At 37.5% G+C, this 21,009-nt stretch carries 18 protein-coding genes; 11 read left to right on the top strand and 7 right to left on the bottom strand.

All coding sequences use genetic code 11. From position 1 onward, the window contains the following. Nucleotides 1-54: 54 nt before the first annotated feature. Entirely contained in the window at nucleotides 55-2,337 is a 2,283-nt protein-coding gene (locus ND2E_RS22210; protein WP_052056833.1) for a TonB-dependent receptor, read from the top strand. 203 nt (nucleotides 2,338-2,540) lie between these two features. On the opposite strand, the gene ND2E_RS05260 is transcribed toward ND2E_RS22210, so the two are convergent. Beyond that, nucleotides 2,541-2,849 (bottom strand): hypothetical protein, encoded by a 309-nt coding sequence (locus tag ND2E_RS05260; RefSeq protein WP_033095005.1) that lies wholly within the window; start codon nucleotides 2,847-2,849, stop codon nucleotides 2,541-2,543. 125 nt (nucleotides 2,850-2,974) lie between these two features. On the opposite strand from ND2E_RS05260, the gene ND2E_RS05265 reads away from it, so the two are divergent. From ND2E_RS05265 to ND2E_RS05275, 3 genes are all read left to right on the top strand, one after another. Then, complete coding sequence (locus ND2E_RS05265) at nucleotides 2,975-3,385, top strand: MmcQ/YjbR family DNA-binding protein (RefSeq protein ID WP_033095004.1); 411 nt, start codon at nucleotides 2,975-2,977, stop codon at nucleotides 3,383-3,385. Between the two features lie 354 nt (nucleotides 3,386-3,739). Next, nucleotides 3,740-5,848 (top strand): LruC domain-containing protein, encoded by a 2,109-nt coding sequence (locus ND2E_RS05270; protein ID WP_052056831.1) that lies wholly within the window; start codon nucleotides 3,740-3,742, stop codon nucleotides 5,846-5,848. A gap of 10 nt (nucleotides 5,849-5,858) precedes the next feature. Beyond that, nucleotides 5,859-6,374 carry a hypothetical protein gene (locus tag ND2E_RS05275; RefSeq protein WP_033095003.1) on the top strand — a complete coding sequence of 172 codons (516 nt, stop codon included), beginning with the start codon at nucleotides 5,859-5,861 and terminating at the stop codon, nucleotides 6,372-6,374. 218 nt (nucleotides 6,375-6,592) lie between these two features. Here ND2E_RS05275 and ND2E_RS05280 read toward each other — a convergent pair whose 3' ends face one another. Then, nucleotides 6,593-7,456 (bottom strand): alpha/beta hydrolase family protein, encoded by an 864-nt coding sequence (locus ND2E_RS05280; RefSeq protein WP_033095002.1) that lies wholly within the window; start codon nucleotides 7,454-7,456, stop codon nucleotides 6,593-6,595. A 439-nt stretch (nucleotides 7,457-7,895) separates the two neighbouring features. Here ND2E_RS05280 and ND2E_RS05285 point away from each other — a divergent pair, with 439 nt between their 5' ends. From ND2E_RS05285 to prsT, 3 genes are all read left to right on the top strand, one after another. Continuing rightward, the gene (locus ND2E_RS05285) at nucleotides 7,896-8,666 is read left to right on the top strand and encodes a PEP-CTERM/exosortase system-associated acyltransferase (protein WP_033095001.1); all 771 of its coding nucleotides are present in this window, start codon (nucleotides 7,896-7,898) and stop codon (nucleotides 8,664-8,666) included. Nucleotides 8,667-8,733: 67 nt separating this feature from the next. Next, complete coding sequence (locus tag ND2E_RS05290) at nucleotides 8,734-10,332, top strand: FAD-binding oxidoreductase (RefSeq protein ID WP_052056829.1); 1,599 nt, start codon at nucleotides 8,734-8,736, stop codon at nucleotides 10,330-10,332. A 28-nt stretch (nucleotides 10,333-10,360) separates the two neighbouring features. Beyond that, on the top strand, nucleotides 10,361-13,186 hold the full coding sequence (prsT, locus tag ND2E_RS05295; RefSeq protein ID WP_033094999.1) for an XrtA/PEP-CTERM system TPR-repeat protein PrsT: 2,826 nt from the start codon (nucleotides 10,361-10,363) through the stop codon (nucleotides 13,184-13,186). Nucleotides 13,187-14,013: 827 nt separating this feature from the next. On the opposite strand, the gene ND2E_RS05300 is transcribed toward prsT, so the two are convergent. Continuing rightward, a complete protein-coding gene (locus tag ND2E_RS05300) occupies nucleotides 14,014-14,931 on the bottom strand; it encodes an EDSAP-1 family PEP-CTERM protein (protein WP_033094997.1) in 918 nt (305 codons plus the stop codon). A gap of 619 nt (nucleotides 14,932-15,550) precedes the next feature. Next, the gene (locus tag ND2E_RS05305) at nucleotides 15,551-16,417 is read right to left on the bottom strand and encodes a kinase (protein ID WP_033094996.1); all 867 of its coding nucleotides are present in this window, start codon (nucleotides 16,415-16,417) and stop codon (nucleotides 15,551-15,553) included. Nucleotides 16,418-16,644: 227 nt separating this feature from the next. Here ND2E_RS05305 and ND2E_RS05310 point away from each other — a divergent pair, with 227 nt between their 5' ends. From ND2E_RS05310 to ND2E_RS05325, 4 genes are all read left to right on the top strand, one after another. After that, nucleotides 16,645-16,905: a DUF3081 family protein gene (locus ND2E_RS05310; protein ID WP_033095091.1), complete on the top strand. Its 261-nt coding sequence runs from the start codon at nucleotides 16,645-16,647 to the stop codon at nucleotides 16,903-16,905. A 56-nt stretch (nucleotides 16,906-16,961) separates the two neighbouring features. After that, nucleotides 16,962-17,567 (top strand): HAD family hydrolase, encoded by a 606-nt coding sequence (locus ND2E_RS05315; protein ID WP_052056828.1) that lies wholly within the window; start codon nucleotides 16,962-16,964, stop codon nucleotides 17,565-17,567. Between the two features lie 88 nt (nucleotides 17,568-17,655). Then, nucleotides 17,656-18,132 (top strand): CIA30 family protein, encoded by a 477-nt coding sequence (locus ND2E_RS05320; RefSeq protein ID WP_033094994.1) that lies wholly within the window; start codon nucleotides 17,656-17,658, stop codon nucleotides 18,130-18,132. An 80-nt stretch (nucleotides 18,133-18,212) separates the two neighbouring features. Next, nucleotides 18,213-18,428 carry a TIGR02450 family Trp-rich protein gene (locus ND2E_RS05325; protein ID WP_033095090.1) on the top strand — a complete coding sequence of 72 codons (216 nt, stop codon included), beginning with the start codon at nucleotides 18,213-18,215 and terminating at the stop codon, nucleotides 18,426-18,428. 139 nt (nucleotides 18,429-18,567) lie between these two features. Here the strand turns inward: ND2E_RS05325 and ND2E_RS05330 are convergent, their stop codons facing one another. The 3 genes from ND2E_RS05330 to ND2E_RS05340 all read right to left on the bottom strand — a co-directional run bounded on the left by ND2E_RS05330 (nucleotide 18,568) and on the right by ND2E_RS05340 (nucleotide 20,940). After that, complete coding sequence (locus ND2E_RS05330) at nucleotides 18,568-19,098, bottom strand: lipoprotein (protein ID WP_033094993.1); 531 nt, start codon at nucleotides 19,096-19,098, stop codon at nucleotides 18,568-18,570. A gap of 124 nt (nucleotides 19,099-19,222) precedes the next feature. Continuing rightward, entirely contained in the window at nucleotides 19,223-19,969 is a 747-nt protein-coding gene (locus ND2E_RS05335; protein WP_033094992.1) for an SDR family NAD(P)-dependent oxidoreductase, read from the bottom strand. Between the two features lie 98 nt (nucleotides 19,970-20,067). Beyond that, nucleotides 20,068-20,940 carry a LysR family transcriptional regulator gene (locus tag ND2E_RS05340; protein ID WP_081962080.1) on the bottom strand — a complete coding sequence of 291 codons (873 nt, stop codon included), beginning with the start codon at nucleotides 20,938-20,940 and terminating at the stop codon, nucleotides 20,068-20,070. Between the last annotated feature and the right edge of the window lie 69 nt (nucleotides 20,941-21,009).

The following is a 21,009-nucleotide window of genomic DNA, read 5'->3' as shown; positions in this document are numbered from 1 at the left end:
CATACCAATTCAATTAATTGAATTTATTCCAATATTACTGTAAGTGATAAACACATGAATTTTACTCTAAAACCTCTTGCTCTAGCTGTTAACCTCGTTATCTTAGGTAGTAGTGCTATTACGCTTCCCGCTTTAGCCAATAATGCTCAAGGCGCGATTAAAGATATTGAAGTTATCACTATCTCAAATCAACGTCATAATTCACTCGAAGACAATCAAAGTTTCGCGCAAGGCAAAACAACTGAAGCTGATTTAGCCAATTGGCTAGCTTCTGTTCCTGGCGCCAATATTAACAGCAATGGCCCTGTCACAGGTATAGCTCAGTACCGTGGTTTATTTGGTGACAGAGTTGCTACAACACTTGATGGTCATCCTATTATTGGTGCAGGCCCTAATGCCATGGACACACCTTTAAGTTATTCAACACCACTCATTGTTGATTCAATGACAGTATATCGTGGTATTGCACCAGTTTCTGCGGGCATGAGCACTATTGGCGGTGCTATCGATATCTCAATGCGTAAAGCCGAAGTAATGAATTCAGAAAACCTTCATGTATCTGGTGATTTACAAGCAGGTTATCGAAGCAATAACAGTGCTAGTACGCTGTCAGGTGTAACCAACATAGCTACAGGTGATGTTGCGGTATTACTTTATGGCAATACTCAAGCTGGCGATAGTATGGAAAGTGGTGATGGAACGGTTATTGAACCGACTGATTTTGATAAAACTCAAGCAGGTTTTGATGTAAGACACGCGACTGAAAATAACACTGTTGGTTTGAGTTATCACTATACAAAAACGACCGACTCAGGCACGCCAGCGTTACCAATGGATATTGAATATATAGAAAGTAGCCGAATTAATTTAGATGGTGATTTTCAATTGGGACAATGGCAAGGCGAGTGGTCCGTAGGTTATTTAGATGCTGATCACGGCATGACTAACTTTTTAATGCGTGCCCATGACCCAATGAAAAAACGCCGTAATACAGCACTAGCAGATACGACAGACTTTAAGTTTGTCCTAAATCGTGAGTTCAGTTTTGGCGAATTGAGCTTTGGCGTTGATGGTTATCTTGCAACGCACGACTCAGTTATTACCAATCCAACTAATGAGATGTTTGAAGTAGTTAACTTTAACAATGTTCAAGATGATCGTTTTGGCTTTTTTACTGAATGGCAAAATCAGTATGGACAAACTACCGTTCAGTTTGGTGTTAGAGTAAAACATGCGATATCAAATGCTGATGAAGTAAGCGGTAATATGGCGATGAATATGGACTCAGGCATGGGTGGCATGGACTCAGGTATGGGTGGCATGGACTCAGGTATGGGTGGCATGGACTCAGGTATGGGTGGCATGGACTCAGGCATGGGTGGCATGGACTCAGGCATGGGTGGCATGGACTCAGACATGGGTGGCATGAATTCAGGTATGATGCCAAGTATGGCAAGTTTATTAGGTGATCTAGAAGATGATTTTAATAAGGCAGACCGCAAAGTTTCAGACACCAATGTAGATATTGCCCTTAGCACTCAAACCCAACTCAGTGAAACTTTATCACTTTACGTTGGTGTAGGAATGAAAAACCGCGCTCCATCATACCAAGAGCGTTATTTGTGGACACCAATGGAGTCGACGGGGGGACTAGCAGATGGTCATACCTACATTGGTGATATTGACCTTGAGTCAGAAACAGCGTACCAAGCTGATCTTGGTTTAACCTGGCAATCAAGTGACTTTATGATTGCTCCACACATATTTTATCAAAGCATTGACAACTATATTCAAGGCACGCCGCTGGATATGGATGATTCGTCAGCGAAAATGATGGCGTCGATGATGGCAAATGACGACAACCCACTTAAATTTAGCAATGTAGATGCTAAATTATATGGCGCGGATGTTAATTGGTATTACAACCTGACAGACAATTTCCAATTATCGGGAATTGCTAGTTATGTTAGAGGTGAGCGTCGTGATATTGATGATAACCTATACCGCATTGCACCACTTAATGGTCAAATAAGTGTTAGTTACCATAATGAAAATGTCATCAGCAACTTAACGTTAGTTGCTGTGGCGGCACAAGATGATGTTTCTGCAACAAATACCGAGAAGGCAACCTCAGGATATGGTTTAGTAAACATAGATATTGAGTATTTTGTTACCGCTGATTTTACCCTGCGTGGTGGTGTTGATAATCTGCTTGATAGAGAATATCAAAATCACTTAGGTGGCTATAATCGTGTTAAAGAAGTTGGTACCCCTGTAATGGATAGATTGCCAAGTGAAGGTTTGAGCGCCTGGGTAGAAGCGACATACTCTTTTTAATAAGGTTATATACCCGTTCCACTTGAAGAAGAATGATTCAGCGGGAATATTAAGTGATGAGGTAAATCATTTGCCTAATAAAACCACCTAATCTAAATGACAAAAGCCCTTATTTTTAAACGTAAGGGCTTTTTTATGCAGGAAATTTTTGTTTTATTGCTTCATACATGTCAAAGAATTGTTGGATCTTTGTGTATTTATCACTATTTCATAGAAGACTTCTTATGGAATATCGTATGAAATATTTCACTAAAACTAGCCCTTATCAACCAATAATGCCATGGCTTACTCGTCATAGTGTTTTTCTTCACCGAAGCCTGATCTTTAGCCCGCTCTATTTTATTCTGCTTTAATATGGTGGTTTTTTTTATTATCTCTCGTCGTTCACTCGCTTCATTGGCTCGTTCAGCAAACTCTTTTCTCTTTTTAGCATTCACCTGAGATAAAATACTAACGACATTGTTTGAAGTTTTGCCTTTCATTTTTTGTTTCAGTTTTGGTGTACTACACATAAGTTCACCTGAAATATAAAATTGAATTTATACTATAGAAGAACTTAATGCGGGGCTTAATATTTCATCTTATACAGAAGTACGGTAAATTGTTAATCAGCATTTTTTTGCTAAGGAAGCAAATTATGGTTGATAGCCTAGACTACATAAAAGCAGAACAGTATCTACTTAATAAGCCAGAAACTACGTTAGATTTCCCCTTTGGCGAAGACGTTAAGGTCTTCAAAGTGAAAAATAAAATGTTTGCGACGTTAGCCATCGGAAAGATGGGCAAAGGTGACGGGAAAAGTGATACTTCCAAAAAAGTGGATTGGTGGATGAACTTGAAGTGTGATCCTGATGAAGCCGTTATGTTACGTGATATATTTCCATCCATTATCCCTGGTTATCATATGAATAAGCGCTTGTGGAATACAGTCATTCTAGATGGCTCAATTCCACAGGGTGAAATTGAGCGCATGATCGATAACTCATTTAAATTGGTGGTCGCTAAAATGACCAAGAAAGAACAGCAATCTATTCTAATAAGGCTTTAATAATACGACATACCTAGCGTTAAACGCTTCTAAGTTATACACATCCGTATTTTTATCGCTAAAATTGAATCTTATTCAATACTTCTTCATAAAACTATCTGTGTCTGTATTTAAGAATGTCGTGATGACGTCCATTCGTTAAATTTATCATGACAAAATATAAAAATAAGAACAAAGCACAGTTAATATTTACCATTTTGCATTTTTATTTTCAGATCGCGAAATAACACTACCGTTTAAACATACTAAAATAAAAGCTTGATGTAACCTATTGTAAAATTTGGATATTATTCTTGGCATTGTTGTTGCAAAACTCTATTTAATAATTAATGTTATGTGGAGATGTAACTCACTATGATAAATTCAGCGAGAAAAAAAACAGTTAAAGGTATTTTATTTGCCATAGGTATGACTAGTATAGCTTTACACGCACAACCCTTTACGGAGTGTCCAACAGAAGCCTTTTTAGTTCAGGATAAATTAGCCAATTTGTATGGTGTGCAATTAGCAACGGGATTTTATGAAAAAACCTCACCTGCAGATTGGAATCAGCAAAAAATGAATGCATTGGCATTCAGCATCCATGACCGTTATCTATACGCATTCAACTATTACTACGGCACTATTGTTCGTATTGGTGCGGACTTTGGGGTTGAGCCAATATCGTTATCAAATTTACCAAATAAGGGTTTCTATGTTGGTGACATTTCTGTTTTAGAAAATGCTTATTACCTATACCGTCCTGGAGAGAATTTTGGTTTGTTTCGTGTTTCATTAGATGCGAGCAGTGAAGACTATTTACAAATGGAAAATATCGTTAACGGAACAACCCTTAACCTAGCTATTTACGATTTGGCGTTTCATCCTGATAATGGCTTTGCCTATGCGGTTGATCGTTGGGGTAACCTTTGGAAAATCGATGTGCAAGCGGGTACTTCGGTTAAGCTTAGTAATGTAGGTGAGTCAGGAACATTTGGTGCTGTTTACTTCGACGTTACCGGCAACTTATACATTAGCAGAAATAATGACGGTAATATTTTTAGAGTAAATACGAACTGGGACTATCCTATTGCTGAATTTTTTGCATACGGACCTTCATCTAGTAACAACGATGGCGCGCGTTGCGCACTTGCCCCAATCATTTCTCAAGACTCACCTACGACCGATTTTGGTGATGCTCCTGACTCTTATGGCTCTAGTATAAACAATAATGGTGCACGCCATGATGTGGGTGATGGCACCTTATTCTTGGGTGAGACTGTCGTTAGCGAAACTAATGCTTACGCAGATAATGGTTCTGATATTGATGATAATGATGGCATTCAATTTGTGACCGGTGTTGAGGCTGGTAAAACAGCGATTGTAGACATCACCTCCTCAGCTGATGGCTTTGTAAATGCATGGGTTGATGCTGACAAGGATGGGGAGTTTGACGCTGACGAACAAGTCATAATTTCAGAGGCAGTGAATGCGGGTAGTAATGTTGTCGCTTACGACGTACCAACTTGGAGTGAAACAGGCTCTACTTGGTCACGTTTCAGGTTGAGTTCTGAAGAATCTTTATCCCCTACCGGTGGCGTTTCTGATGGTGAAGTAGAAGATTATCAAATTGATATTGCTGAACAGAATGTTACGGCGATGCACTACCCTTCTTCTGATACTTGGGCTACCTTGGCATTTGAAGATAACTGGCCGCTGGTGGGAGATTACGATATGAATGATCTGGTTGTTCATTATCGACTTTCATCTTACGACGTAGCGGGAACATTAATGCGAGTTAAAATAGAAGGGCAGGTCGTTGCTATTGGCGCATCTTATCATAATGGTTTTGCATTTAGGCTTCCTGGATTACTTCGAAGCGAAGTAGACACTGATCGTTTGGTCTTTAAAATTAATGGTGTTGTGCAAAGTGTTTTACCGCTTGAAGCGGGGAAAGAGGAAGCAATATTTATTGTAGCCGATGATCTTTGGGATTTTGTGACCTCGGGTGAAACATGCAAATATTACCGCACTGAAGCAGGTTGTGGCTCGAGCATTCAAATGACTTTCTCATTGGAAATACCCATGGAAGCGAATGTCAGCAAAGACAATGTCGCTGATTTCCCGTACGACCCCTTCATTTTCTCGTCTGAAGGACATGAAAGAAACTACGTATTTGGCGAAGCACCGGGAAGAAGGTTTGAGGTTCACCTTAAAAATCAATCACCAACAGAGGCTTTTCAAACAAATTTCTTAGGTCGTGGTGATGATGCATCAGATGCTGCTAATGGAGAGTATTTCATCAATGCTAATGGTATGCCGTGGGCTATAAATATTCCGTATGAGTGGCAACACCCCGTAGAGTATATGGACATTAAATATGCCTACCCAGATTTTCATAGTTTCGTAACAACTTCAGGTGAGCTAAATGTAGATTGGTTTACGATTGAAAAAAGCAATACTAACAACGTCTTTAAACAATAAGGAGAAGATCATGAAACTGACTAACATTGTATTGGTATCTATGATGAGTTTCTTAATGGTGGCATGTGGTGGTGGCGGCGGGGATGATTCTTCAACTTCTACACCTCCAGCTGTAGCGACTCCTGCCCCTGTTGACCCGATAGTGAATGAACCTGAAGTGGTTGAAGTCGAGCTAGATCCCAATGCTACCTACGATACAACGGCTGAACTTGTTGTTGCTAAATCATTCATAATTGATCAAGAGTATGAACTAAGGGTAAGTTACAACAATGATGATAACCTGAATGCCTATTTGTCAGTGTGCACTGAATTTACTGAAGGGAAAAGTGGTGTCAAGGTCAATTATAAAAGTTGTTTATTACGAACTTCTATTGAAAGTGATTATGCGGGCACGTTAAGGGTTGCAAACGATAAGGATCGATTGGTGATGGCCATCTGGTATTTAGATGATATGGATAACCCGAGATATGAAATATGGGAAAATGACAGAGATGTTATAGGAGTGCGAACATTTGAAGTCAATTGATAGGACGGTAATCGCCTAGTAAAAATAGTGACAATATTGAACGTGCCTTAGAAATTGCTCTCATCAGGAAGAACTAAACTAAAGGAAAGGTTTAGTTCTTGTTAACTGACATAGCTCTAATTATTTATTTTAAATAAAGGAGTTATAAAATTAATGCAATATCATACTAGGCGCTATGAAAATAAATTAATTAAATAACTAGTCACTAATATCAAGGGCTAATACTTTCCTAACCAGTTTAATGCATGAATCCATAATGCCTGCGATTGTCGACTAAAGAATTTCATATGGCCTATTTCATCTAAGGCATAGTCATCAGCAGATAAAGTGAGTTTTTCTGCAGCTATTTTTGTGAAGACACTAAGCATGTCTTCAACATTTTCATTAATTGCTATGTCATCATCTACTGCATTCACCCACATAGATGGTGTAGTTAATTCATCATATAAATGTGTATGAACTGTTTTACCAAAAGAAGCTTTTACATAACCTTCGCTATTGCACCAAGCACGCCATTGTTGAGCAACTCTTTTAGGCAAAGGTTCGCCCATGCCTAACCATTGAGATTTTGTATGACCAAAAAAGGTATTACTTAATGGGATGAATAAGTTCATAAAAAAATGTGCCTTTATCGCATAGGGTAGAGGCATGTTTTTTAATTGACCTGATGAACTGGCAAAATTAAAGATAGAAGTAAAATCTTTCGCATTATGCATTAGTCCAACCAATTGCCCGCCTGCACTGTGTCCTATTAAATGATAATTGGTATTAGGAAATGTTATTTTCAAATGTTCCAATACGGCAGGCATATCTTTTTCACCCCAAGACTGTAATGACGCATCACTTTCACTAACGCTTCCTGTTAAAGAGCCTCCAATACCTCTATTATCAAAGGTGATTATGCCATAGCCTTTTTCGGCAAGAAAAGCAGCAAAGCTGGCATAAAACTGTCTTTTTATCCCTGTTGCGGGGCCTATTAAAATTGCGCCCTTCAACGATTTTTTGGGGGTGTAGATTGTTGATGCAATTGCAAATTGATCTACACATATAACTGTTACGTCAGTTGAATAAAAGTTAGCCATAAAGGTGATGTTTGTAGTGTTAATATAAATCTTCTGGTATGACCACTTTACAGGGCTGATGATAAAAATCAATAGCTGGCAATTTTAGAGATAAAGTCAAACAAACTCTCTTCCACTATTTGAACTTACACAGCCGTCACTCGATTTAGTTCCTATTAATATCGATTAGCGACTGTCTTGGTATACCTTGTTTTCTCTGAGGGTAAAGTTTTGATTTGCATTTTAGAGCAAAAAACATCCCATATCTCTAATGCAATAAAATGGAGGCCAATATCATCATCAGCTAATCCGTAATTTATCGGGCTTTATCTAGCTTAAATTTTTAAAAAACAAAATCTTAAATTACTAAACTGGAAGGAGAGTAAAGTTAATTACTGTTATGTTCAATTGACGTCTATAATAGTAATTTATAACCCCTTTTCAAGCGAAAAACTCAATAATGGGTGAGTATTCAATTGCTAAAAATTTTAATCAGTTTTTTCAAATCAAATTTGCTGATACAAAATTACTGCGTGAAGAAGCGTTCAAAATTCGATATGGCGTATATTGTGACGAATTAGGTTGGGAACCAGAAAACCTTCTTCAAATGGAAACTGACGATTGCGATGATTATGCATATCACTGCTTGTTAGAGCATAAACGGACTGGCGTATATGCCGGTTGTGTTCGCTTAGTTATTCCTCCGGTAAAAAAACCCGATCTTGCTTTGCCTTTTGAGAAAAATTGCTTACACAGTGCTCATAAAGAGATATTAGACTCCACAAAATTGATACGAGGAAGTTTTGGAGAAATTTCACGACTTGCGGTACTCAATTCTTTCCGACGAAGAAAAAAAGAAAAAAAGGCGCCATTCATTCTAAATGCTGTTAACTCCGACACTATTTATACCGAAGAGGAGCACAGACATTTTCCGAATATTGCCATGGGATTATATATTGCAGCCGTTGCCTTAGCTGATATTTGCAATCATGTAGGTTCTTTCGTAATGATGGAGCCAAAATTAAATAGGCGGTTACGACGATTTGGTCTGCCTTTCGAGCAAATAGGTGATGAGATTGACTATCACGGCATGAGAGCCATGTTTTTTTTGTCTAGATATAATTTTTGCTCACAACTAAATCCTGAGTTGAAAGAACTCTATGCACAGATTTATGACGACTTAGTTAAACAAGTATTTTTATTGCCACATACTGATGTTACGAATAGATAGATTGGATAAGTATTTTGCCCATCGATATATTTAGAATTAAATTGATTTTTTGAGAAAGAGGTTGTTTATGGATTTCAAACAAGCTATTGCACAATGGGCTGAAATTCTGCCACCAGCGAGTGTCATCACTGACAAAGCTACTTTAAACAAGTACGAAACAGCAACCTATCATACTCCTCACTCAGTTGTGGCAATACTCAAACCCAATAACAAGGAACAACTACAGCAAATTGTAAAAATAGCTTCTGAACATAAAACGCCACTTTACCCTATCAGCACAGGAAAAAATTGGGGATATGGGTCGAGCGTACCAACATCAAATAACTGTACAATTGTAGATTTAGGTAACATGAATAAAATTTTGGATTTTGACCAAGATTTAGCCTATGTAACACTTGAACCAGGGGTGACACAAAAACAACTCTATGATTTTCTTCAATCTAAAAATGCACCTTTATGGATTGATGCAACAGGCTCTTCTTCACAATGCAGTATTATTGGTAATACGCTAGAACGAGGGTTTGGCCATACACCCTATGGTGACCATTTCTCAAATGTTTGTGGGCTAGAAGTGATACTTGCTAGCGGCGAAAGTTTGCATACCGGCTTTGGCCGTTTTTCTAATGCCAAAGCTGCAAGTGTATATAAGTGGGGCGTAGGGGCGCACCTTGATGGACTTTTTAGCCAATCAAATTTTGGTATTATTAGTAAGATGACTATATGGTTAATGCCTGCGCCTGAATATACACAAGTATTCTTTTGTAATGTAAACAAAGATGAACTTTCTGAACTTGTTAACTCTCTCAGACCATTACGTCTTAATGGCACCCTTAAAAGTGCTATGCATATTGTCAATGCACATAAAGCTGTATCTGCTTTTGGTCAATACCCTTGGAAAGAAGTAAATGATGTTACTCCGCTTCCTAGTGATTGGTTAGAAAAGCAATGCAAGAAATCTAAAATTGGTGGTTGGAATGCTTCAGGCGCCCTCTATGGTACAAAGGCTGAAGTAGCTTTGGCACGTAAAAAGCTGAAAAACGCCTTAAAACATATTAAATCAGTAAAATTTTTCTTTCTTGATGATCGCCTAATCAAGATGGCAAAAATGATTAAAAAACCTTATCAATGGCTTACAGGTGTAGACCTAGATAAAGCGTTAGAAATCGTTGAACCTCTCTTTGCCTTAAAACAAGGCATTCCAAGTAATACTTTTTTACCCAGCACCTATTGGCGTAAGAATACGCCCGCACCAGCTGCTGATGAAGCAGATCCAGACAAAGACAGGTGTGGTCTACTGTGGTTAGCACCAATAGCACCGATGACAGGGCAACATGCGGTGATTCTTGAAAAAATCATAGAAGATACATTGATTAAATATAGATTTGACCCTGCTATTTCCATGACACTTTTAACAGAACGTTGCATCGATAGTGTTATCGCTATTACCTATGATCGTGATCGTCAAGGAGAAGAAGAGAGGGCTCTTACTTGTCATGATGAATTACTGAAAAAATTAATTGAAAAAGGCTATTACCCCTATAGGCTTTCTACTCATGCAATGGGACAGCTCCCACAAGCTGAAAAAGGCCATGGGTTAGCGATAAATAAAATAAAACAGGCTCTTGATCCGAATAATATATTTTCGCCGGGACGCTACGAAAATTAATAAGCACCACTTGAATAAGGACGATATTTTGAAAACATTAATGAGTAACGATATAAAACAAACTAACAACAGACTGTTTAAAGTATTAGCTTTGTTCTGCCTTTTTTCAATCCAAGCATGTAATCCAGCGCAGGATTATAGTAACTATATGGTTGAAGTGAAAAGTCAGTTAAAACAAGGTAGGCCTCAAAATGCTATCATCCTTTTAAAAAATGTAATAAGTGAGAAGCCTCAAGATAGTATAGCTCGATTAGCTTTAGGAAATATCTATTTAGATATAGGTAATCTAATTTCAGCTAAAAAAGAAATAAATATTGCCTATAAGCTTTCGCCTGAAAATCCAGAAATAATAGTTGGTTTAGCCAAACTATTTGTTCATTTAAACGAGTTTGAAGAAATAAACCAGCTGTTTTCTAATAGGGGGGATTGGCCATCAGAGTTAATAGTTGAATCTTATGCCATTCAATCACAAGTTGATATTTATCAGGGCTATTTAGAACAAGCAGATGAAATTTTAACCAAAGCGGTTCAAATAAATGCAAAACACCCTGACGTTTTATATTCATTAGCGCTTTTAAAAAGTCAGCAATTATTGTTCTCCAAAGCGGATGGCTACCTTGAACAACTACTAGAGCATAACCCAAACCACTTTGCAGGTATTTTACTCAAAGGTGACATCGCTTTAAGAAACAAATATTTCGATGAGGCTATTCGGTTGTATGAAAAAGCGAACAAGGTAGTTCGCGCCGATAACTTGGCAAAAATAAAACTTGCGCAGGCGTTAATAGAAGCAAATAAGTTAGATACCGCTAAAGAACAACTACTCAAGTATTTACAGACCACCCCTGATGATATTTACATAAACTATTTATTGGCTACCATTGAATTCATTCAAGAAAATTATGAAAATTCCGCGCAATTTGCTGAAAAAAACCTCAGTAATTATTCAAAGCACCCTGAAAGTTTGTATATTGCATCGTCATCAAACTATTTAATCAATAATTATGAATCTGCTTACAATCAAGTTCGAAAACTCCTTGTAATAATGCCAGAATATGCAGCTGCTCTAAAACTAAGAGCTGCTTTGGAATTGAAATTAGGTTTAAACGAGCAAGCAACCACAACCTTGGCTCAAATAGAGGATAGTACCTTTACTGCAAATGATAGCGAATTAATCATAGCTGCAGGTTTGGCTTCCATCAAAACCGGTAAGATTGAACTCGGCAAGCAATTTTTCGTTAGGGCTGATGCCTTAAACGCGGAAAAGTTAGACAGTAAACTAGCGCTGGCAAGCTTAGCATTACAGCAAGGCGATGTTAAGTCGGCAATAACTGTGCTGGGTCAAGCCGTAGAAACAGCCCCGCAATCATTGCAGGCAAAAATAGCCCTAACCCTAAGCTATTTCAAAGACAGGCAGCCCGAGCAAGCTCTGAAAGTTGCACAACAGATAAGTCTTGAGCATGCCGAAAGTCCCTATGGCCCAATGCTTGAAGGACTAACTTATGTAATGAAACAGCAATTGAAAAATGCAGAAAGTGCATTTATGCGAGCACTGTTAATTCGTCCTGGTCACCCTAACACCACCCATTTATTAGCGGCACTGGTAATGCAACAAAGCAAGGATGTGAAACGAGCACGTAGCTTATATATATCAGTGATTAAACAGTACCCCGATGATGTCACTTCATTGATAGAATTATATGTTATTGACCAACAGGCGGGCAAAAAAGAGCAAAGCATTAATTGGCTTGAGCAAGCCATCGAAATTAGCCCTGAGAAACTGAAACCTAGGTTACTATTGGCACAATACTATTTAAGCAATAATGAAGCTAGTAAATCTATGGTGATCAGTAAAAAGGCATTAAAGGTGCACCCGGAACATCCTAGTTTATTAGCACTACTCGGTGATGCTCAAAGGCATATAGGATTGCAAAAAGCATCGATTGAAAGTTATCAACAACTTCAACAAATTGCACCTGAGATGTTTTTTCCATATTATCGCTTGGCAGAGGTTTACGAAAAAACAGGACAGCTTGAGATGGCGCGGGAATCAGTAACCCGTGCGCTAAAGCTCAAACCTAAACACATAGGGAGCTTGGTGATTAAAGCTCGAGTCGCCTTAAAAAAGGGAAATGTCGAAAGTGCAAAAACGATAGTTAAATCATTGGATAAATCAAACCCTCATCCTCTTTCTGTCACCAAATTACAGGCGCAAATTGCGTTGAGTGAACAACGTCCTGCTGATGCGGTGAACTTGTATCAAGAGATACTCGCTAAACAAGAGACCAACCACAATACCATTCACCTTTCGTCAGCGTTATGGCAGCAATCTGAGCGACAAAAAGCAATAGATACCTTAGTGACTTGGCTAAATAAACACCCTAAGGACATTATGACCATGAATGTCCTTGCAGATTATTATTTGAATGATAATCAAGACAAAGAAGCTGCTAAGCTTTATAGTAAACTGGTTGAGCTAACTCCTAATAATAGTCTTGCCCACAATAACTTAGCTTGGTTGCTACTCAAACAGAATAATAATGTAGATACTGCATTAAAGCATGCTATTCAGGCTAATCAATTATCACCTAACTCGTCAGATTTCTTAGACACCCTAGGTCTAGCACATTATAGTAAAGGAGATTATAGTGCAGCTAAGAAGGCTTTTTCTGACGCGGTATCACTCCAGCCAAACGGATTGGATATACAGTTTCACCTTGCCCAATCCCATGCGAAAGTTGGAGAGAAATTACAAGCAGAAAAAATGTTAGAGCATTTGCTTACTCAGCAAGATAGCTTTTCTTCTAGCATAGAGGCTAAGGAATTGCTCAATCAATTGAGAGCAGAGCAGTAGTTAATTACCTTTTTCTCTCATCCATCATGACAAGTAATGCACTTTAACCTCCAGCACACTAAGTTACACTGCTGCTGGAGGTTAAAATACAGCATTGCAGTTGCCCCTTTCAAATTCTCATTGCGCACTCAGGTATAATAACAATTGCCATTTTTACATGGATAGGTGCTTTTCTAAGATCTTTCGACTTAATAACAGCTCCTCGTGTTATGCGCCACAGAATGCATAACTTACTTGTTATACATCTACTTGCCCTAAGTACAGTAATTTCAGGAACCGAAGGCTTGAAAGGCTTTGCAGACTTTGGACATTTAAAATTTGATTGAGTTATACCAATTTCTTTAAGTTTGTTATCTTGTTGTGCGTAGGAAAAATAAATCAGGGCAAGGCGCTCGATTGAGTAATCGCTGGCTATTGGGATTGAGAGCAACGTAGTCATGAAGTGTTTTGGCCCGTACAAGTGAGCAATAATTTAAAAAATTGGTATTAACCTGTATCGATCATTTAAAACCGGTATTGTAGAAAATAAAATATTAAAGGATAAAACAGTGGTCTGACATACTTCTTAGTATACATGGTAAGCAAAGCAGTAAAGCGCGTAACTAATGTACTCAGATTGTTCTAAGGGATAAGAAAGTATGGTTAACTTTGTTGGCTATTTGGGCGTTATGTTAAACTTCATATTTTGAGGTGATTTTCTTTGTACTGTTTGAGCCCATTTAAAATGAGCTTAAAGCTGGTAAACGGCAACTTTAAGCTCAATAGGATGATGCTCAATTTTTGCTAAGGTTATGCATTATTAAGCGGCACAACTTGAAGCGGCACAACTAGGTTTTACTACGGCGTGTAGAAGCCAAACCCATTAAAGCTAAACCAAATATCGCTAGCGTAGCTGGCTCAGGTATTGGTTTAATAGCGTTAAATCTACCTCTTGTGGTTTGATTAATACTTAGGGTATAGGTATTTGCTGCTAACAGTTGAGCTGATGTCGCTGAAAAATGTAGAAAGCCAGAGTCATAACTTGTGCTTCCCGCGCTTAACTGTGTTCTAGCTTCGTTTAACTCGCCAGGGGCAAACGAAAAAACATCCACTCCATTGGTGTTATCGAATATGTTGATACTAAAACCAAGCGCAGCAAAGGCACTTACATCATCTTGGTGCAACAGAGCTTGAAGCATCGCTTGGGCGTCAAATTCAAATCTGATAGTATCATCTATACCAGAAAATGAGAATTGAGTACCTGTTCCAACATCGGCATTACCGGAGCCAGCATCGGTCACCTCCGTTTGTCCTTCAGTGATTGCATTAGCAGTAACAGAGGAAGCAGGACCAAGGCCTGTGATCAGCGCACCCAATAACTCGGTATCGCCACGCATGAAAGAATTGTTTACAGGTGAGGCTTGCATCGTATATGAATCTTCATAACTACAGCCCGCACCAACACACGAAGCGTTATCGTCAGCGTTACCACTACCAGCGGTTACGTCTAAATTACCTCCAGCAGTACTATCATTACTTGCAAATCCATTATTATTAGTTATTGCAAAAGTAGTAGAGAAGTTACCAATTTGTAAGTCGTCAAAATCCCCTACATCATATTGAACATTATTACCGTTAAAAATTTGAAAGTTATCAATCAACAGGTGTGAATAAGTCTTGGCCCCAGCATAAGCTTGGCTACTAAGACCAGTTGCTAACATTGCAACCGTGGCTAATGCCAGTGCTTTTTTGTTAAAGTTTTTCATCATTATTTCCTTGTCTACTTTAAATTCTGTTTTAAATTCTGTTTGAATTATGTTTGAATTTCTACTTGCTAACTAGATGAACTAGACTAATTAGAAGGCGACTAGAAACCTACAGTGATATAAAATGCATAAACTAAACCAATAATATTTAACCCTGTAAAATCAACAACAGAGAAAAAAATACTTTAATTAAAATTAATTAAAAGTTAAAAGTGTAAAAAAATCTGACACTATTTCTGCGTATATTGACAGTGATATATCCACTAAAAACTCTAATGATTCTTTATTGCTAGAGTGTTTAATCAGCCTGTGTTGCCCGTTATACAGGCGATGTTGTTGATTTTAGAGGAAATGTAACGCTTACGATATATTGATTGAGGGCTATCTTGACATTAGAATTATAATTTAAAGAAAGTAGTTATGAACTGTTCATTGTGTGATTTAAATAGTGCAAAACCAGCCAGTTACATTCCATCTACTTTGCTTAATTTTTACTCAGTGACAAATATAAATTTTAGTCGAAGTCGAGTCTCAGTTTTTTATCACTCTGTTAGTTCAGTGTTCAATAAAATTAACAAAAATAGATAAAGTGACTTGGTGCGCTTTTCCAAGTAACCCTTTAAGGGATATCTATAATATGCCGAGCAGCATCTAAATGAAAAACAGTATCAGCAGTATTTGGAAAAGTATGGCTACCTTGTACGCTAAGTCTTTGGAAGTACTGAGTGAAGTTGAAGACCTCTGCGGGTGACATTATTTTTGAATGAGACAAACCAATATTACTAGCCAGCAACTTTTGTTCTTGCTCTAAACGCCATTGGTAAACACAATCAAAAGAGGGCGCTTGCAATGCTAACCAAAAATCCATCTTTTTGTATAGCGGTTCAAAGGTTGTTTTAAGTTGTTGATTAACGTAATTTCGCCACTTTCCATCTGCATCGTATTGTAATTCGAGCTCATTAATTGGCTTTTGTAATTGCTCAGCGGATTGAGATGTTATGCCCCAGCACCAACCTTCTAATAATACAATATCGGCAGGTCTTTTAATTGTCGGCCACTGGTTTTGTGGAAATGGCTCATCGATAGCTTTGTTGAATTTCGGGATAGTGAACCCTGTGCTTTGCGTTGATAATTGAGTTAAAACACGGTGAAGGGCAGTCACATCATGAGTGCCTGGAACCCCTCTAGTCGCTAAAAGCGGGTGAACATCATTAGCTAATTGATTCCGCTTTTTACTTGAGAAATAAAAATCATCTAAAGACATGATGACAATATTTAGTTGATATTGCTTCATTAAATATTCAGCAATGAAGTCAGTGAGTGTTGACTTACCGCTACCTTGACAACCATTTATTCCGACAAAATATACGCCTTTTTTTTTGTTAAATAAACTAACTATTCGATCAGCGAGGGGTTTGTAATGTGTCTTTACCGTTACCTTAAACTCATTAGGTAATTTATGTCGTGTAATAAAATCTGAAAGCATTTTTCACCCTTGATTATTAATAAATACCGCTATGGCGTTATTGATTACGCTGCTGTAACTGAGTCCAATTATTTCTTCTAAATGTAGTAAAGCATTAAGGCTTTTATAAAAGAAGCGTACATTATGAACTTATTTTATTGTTCTAACGTAATGCTATTATAAGATTAACTATCGGAGTTATCATATGTTTCACATGTTTTTACTATCAGATGATAACGTATATTTTCATGACTAATAACACCTTAAATTATAGAGACTTGTTGTTGATTTTTAATTTAATACAGACCAAGGGGGTTAAACTTTCGAGTGCCTATGAGCTTCTAGGTATTAATGCGCAGCATGATTTTGATGGTTATACTTGTTGGTTAACTTATAAAGATCTAACCGTAACTTTATTATTTCATGGAAAATTCGATGTTCAATTTGATAAAAAAGACACCTTCAATGAGTTTTACACAAAGGTAAACTCAATGATCGCACTTAATTGATAAATATTATTGACTGCTTTCAATTGCATGATGCCAATGATCGGAGATATTAAATAGTGTTAACACATAAACTGCTAGGCGTTATTTTTGACCTAGACAACACCTTGGTTTCTTCATCATTAAATTTTGATAATATTCGCGAAGCGGTAGGCTGTTCAAAAGATATCGATTTATTGAGTTTTGTTGACTCACTACCGCAACAGCAAAGACTTGATGCCCAGCAAGTGTTAGTTGACTATGAAATCAATGATGCGCATAGTGCTAGCAAGTTGGCTGGTACTGATGAACTCTTAGCATTATTGTCCAAACTATCTATACCTTGCGCTATTGTCACAAGAAATTGCAAACAAGCGGCTTTGATAAAGTTACACAATAATAATATTGATGTGCCTATCCTATTAACGCGGGAAGATCATAAAGCTAAACCCGCCCCTGATGCTTTATTACATTTAGCCCAATATTGGAATTCTCCCCCAGAAAACTTACTGTACGTAGGTGACTATTTATATGATCTGCAAGCAGCGCAAAATGCTAATACTATGTCCTGTTTGGTAACTTACGCTAAAGCGCTGAGTTATGCGGGTTTAGCAGATATTGTAGTGGATGATCTTATTGAGTTAAGTGGTGCTATTGAACAAACCTATGGACTTATTACTGATTGATTTTATTATCAAATTTTATAGTGATTATTTCTCGATCCTCATGACCAACAAATAATCGATTTAAACGTCTTAACAAGAGTCATCAATTATGATTAATTTTATTGAGCAGCAAAGCGTTGAAAATTGGCGTATAACTGATGATGGTGTTATGGGCGGGAAATCGAAAGGACGTTTCGTCTTCAAACAGGGTACAGGCACTTTTCTTGGTAAAATTTCACTCGATAATAACGGTGGCTTTAGCTCTGTATTTACAGAGATTGAACCACTAGTTCAGGGTATTAAAACGGTTACGATTGATCTTGAAGGTGATGGGTTAATATACCAATTAAGAATGGTAGTAAACTTCAATGGTTTTCGCTTATCTTATAAACATATCGTTAAGACAGTTGCAGGGCAAAGAGGTAAGTTCACTTTTACCCTAGCTGATTTTCAAGCCTCATTTAGAGGCCGTCTTATAGATAATGCGCCTGTATTAAAATCGGAAGATATTCGTGAAGTCGGGTTTTTAGTCACCAGAAAAACCACAGGAGCATTCTCTTTATCTGTTTTCAGTCTGAGTTTTTAAAAGTGTTTATCAATAAACAAATAAATTTCAGGCGTAAATAAAAGCTAAGTAGTGTAGTAAATGAGGATGAAATTATGATTATGAATAAAGTGAATCCTAAATCACTCATTCGCAGTAAGTGGACCAAGGTTGACATAACAAATAAAGAAAAGCACTTTATCATCACTCTTGTAAAATTTGATGAAAATCAAAAGATTGTTGAATGTATTATTGAAGCAGTTATGACTAAGAGCGAATACAGTATTGATTGGCGTGAATTAAAGGAGAGTCAAAACTGGCTTATGGGTTGGCAGTAATTTTCAAACATCCTCTTTTGCTAGCTAACCTATCTTTGGGTTACAGTGTAATATCGCCCCAAAATATTGGCACCTTTAACGCCTGATAAGCTGTTCATCACCTGCGCTCTGTAACGAAGGATGTGAATCAACATTTGCATCATAATTTGTTAGCGATTAAATGACTTCTTAATTGATTTAGCGCATCTACTGAAAACCCTTTATCGTAAAAATGAACTATGCTGCCGTCTTTAGTGAGTAATACCACTCTTGCGTTATTTGGGTGTTCATTACCAGTAAAGGATTGTACTTGTTCCCCGTCTTTATAAACCGTCACCACGCCTTTCCACAAAGGTTTAGGAATACCTGCACGCATACCATTATCAATCACTGTGCTGAACATTCGAGGGAATAAACCCTGAATGGTTGGTATTTCATAAGTCGGCACGTTAGTTTTAGTCATATCTAACGCAATTAACCACCGGTCGATATCAAATTGTGAGTTTTGTTTATAGCCAATCAATAGAAGGGTAAAGTCGCCATCAAAATCTTGAGGTATGCTCATGGTCTTTTTTTCAAGTGTTTGACCACTAATTGAAGGAAAGACCTTTCCGGTAATATCTTGATTAGGATAGTTAACGCTACACGCAGTAACTTGGGTGATGAAAAGCAATAAGGTATATAGACGCATTGATAAGTACTCGTTAATTAATACAATTATCTAGCTATACGTGAGTTAGCTTCCTTCAGTTCACAAAAATTTTTTATTGAACAATTATCTTTGTATTTCCATAGTGAAGGAGCATATCAGCAATTTACCAATTGATTGATTTACCTTGCCAATCGAGATAGCTGGCCCTTTGATCGTATGAAGTGTTTTCAACAATTGTTAACAGTTGCTTGGCAACAAATTCACAGGTGAATAGTTTATTTTCAGGCACGTTTTTTTGGAAAGGTTTTGATAAAGGCGTGTCGGTTGTGCCTGGATGAAATGCAATTATTTTGACATTTTTATTTCTGCGAGCAATTTCAATTGCCGCAGTTTTTAGCATCATATTCAGTGCTGCTTTAGATGCTCTATAACTATACCAACCCCCTAAGCGGTTATCACTGATGCTACCGACTCTTGCACTAAACACGATAATCTTACAAGAAGAGTTATTTGTTATGGTTGGCATTAAGTGTTGAATCCATAACATCGGAGTTAGTGCATTCGATATCATCACTTCACTAAAGGATTCAACTGTTAACGCCTCTATACGCTTTTCCGGTTGAATACTTTGGTTATGAAGTATGCCGTTACAGATAAAAATACGGGTAATAGGTACGTGATCATAAGTGGCTAGCTCTTCAATGGCGTGTTCAATGGATTGTGACAGGTAATCATTAACGCTAATAATATTTACACGGTTATTTTTTTTATTGCGGTAAAGTAAATCATCAGCATTTACATCGCGACTTATCAGAATCAAGCCGATAGTTTTATTTTCTCTTAATTGTAAAACTAGCGCCTTAGCAATATCACTATTTGCGCCTATAATCAGTACTTGTTGAGTTATCATTAAATACCACCTAAAAATTGCTACATTGCTGATGTTCTTCAAAACAGCTTTGGCATGGTGAATTTATACGGAAAGAGTTGGCTTAACGATCACTTAAGCTAACTAATAAGATCGATGATGAGCGATTTAATATATTGCGTACGACTATTTTCAAAAGAGAGACGGTTTTGGCAAAGGTATAAAGTTTCATTAACCGTATGTTTCAAAAAATGTACTGCAATGTCGTCTTGTTTATGAAAAGCATTCACAGCATGTAGCGGTAGCACAGTAAAACCTAGACCCCGACTAACGGGTTCTAAAATTAAGCTGATTTGATTTGAAAACCCCGTACGTTCAAACTGAGTTATATGTTCAAATTCACCGTAATTTTCACTTAATAACTGTTGCGCATGATGCTCAGCATCAGGGTGGTCGATAAAACCAAGAGCAATTAATGTTGGCCAGTTAATTACTTCAATTTCTTTTGATGTCACTAATACTAATGGCTCTACCGCTATTGACGTGCTCAATAAAGTTGCGCTTTTTGTCTGCTCTGTCAGTAAACCAATATCTACCTTTCTATCGGTTAAGTCCTGTTCAATGCTGGAGTTTGGCGCAAACATATAATCAATGACTAATGTTGGGTGGCGTTGTTGTACCTCCAATAACTGGGAATACAACTTTAAACCAACACTGCCAGGCGTGGTTATTTTTACTGTGCCTATTAAGGGATCATCATGTTTAATCGACGATTCAATTTCTTCAGAGGTTTTCAGTAAAACTTGACCTTGTTGGTAAAGTTTGTCGCCAGCATCGGTAAGTGAAAAAGATTTTCCTTCGCGCACAAGTAATAAGGTGTCTAGTTGTTGCTCCAATTTCTTTATATGCTGGCTTACTCCCGATTGGGTCATAAATAACTTTTCAGCTGTTTGTGTAAAGTGACCAATATCGACGAGAGAGCAAAATGTTTTTAACCAAATAAGATTAATCATTACAAAACGTACTTATAATTATGATTTATGATAATTGTACGTAATTTATCTTCCATCGTAAACTACACC

It is taken from the genome of Colwellia psychrerythraea, from assembly GCF_000764225.1.
GTDB classification, from domain to species: Bacteria; Pseudomonadota; Gammaproteobacteria; order Enterobacterales; family Alteromonadaceae; genus Colwellia; species Colwellia psychrerythraea_D.
The sequence above is the reverse complement of the archived record's forward strand: the minus strand, read 5'-3'. Positions and strand labels throughout refer to the sequence as shown.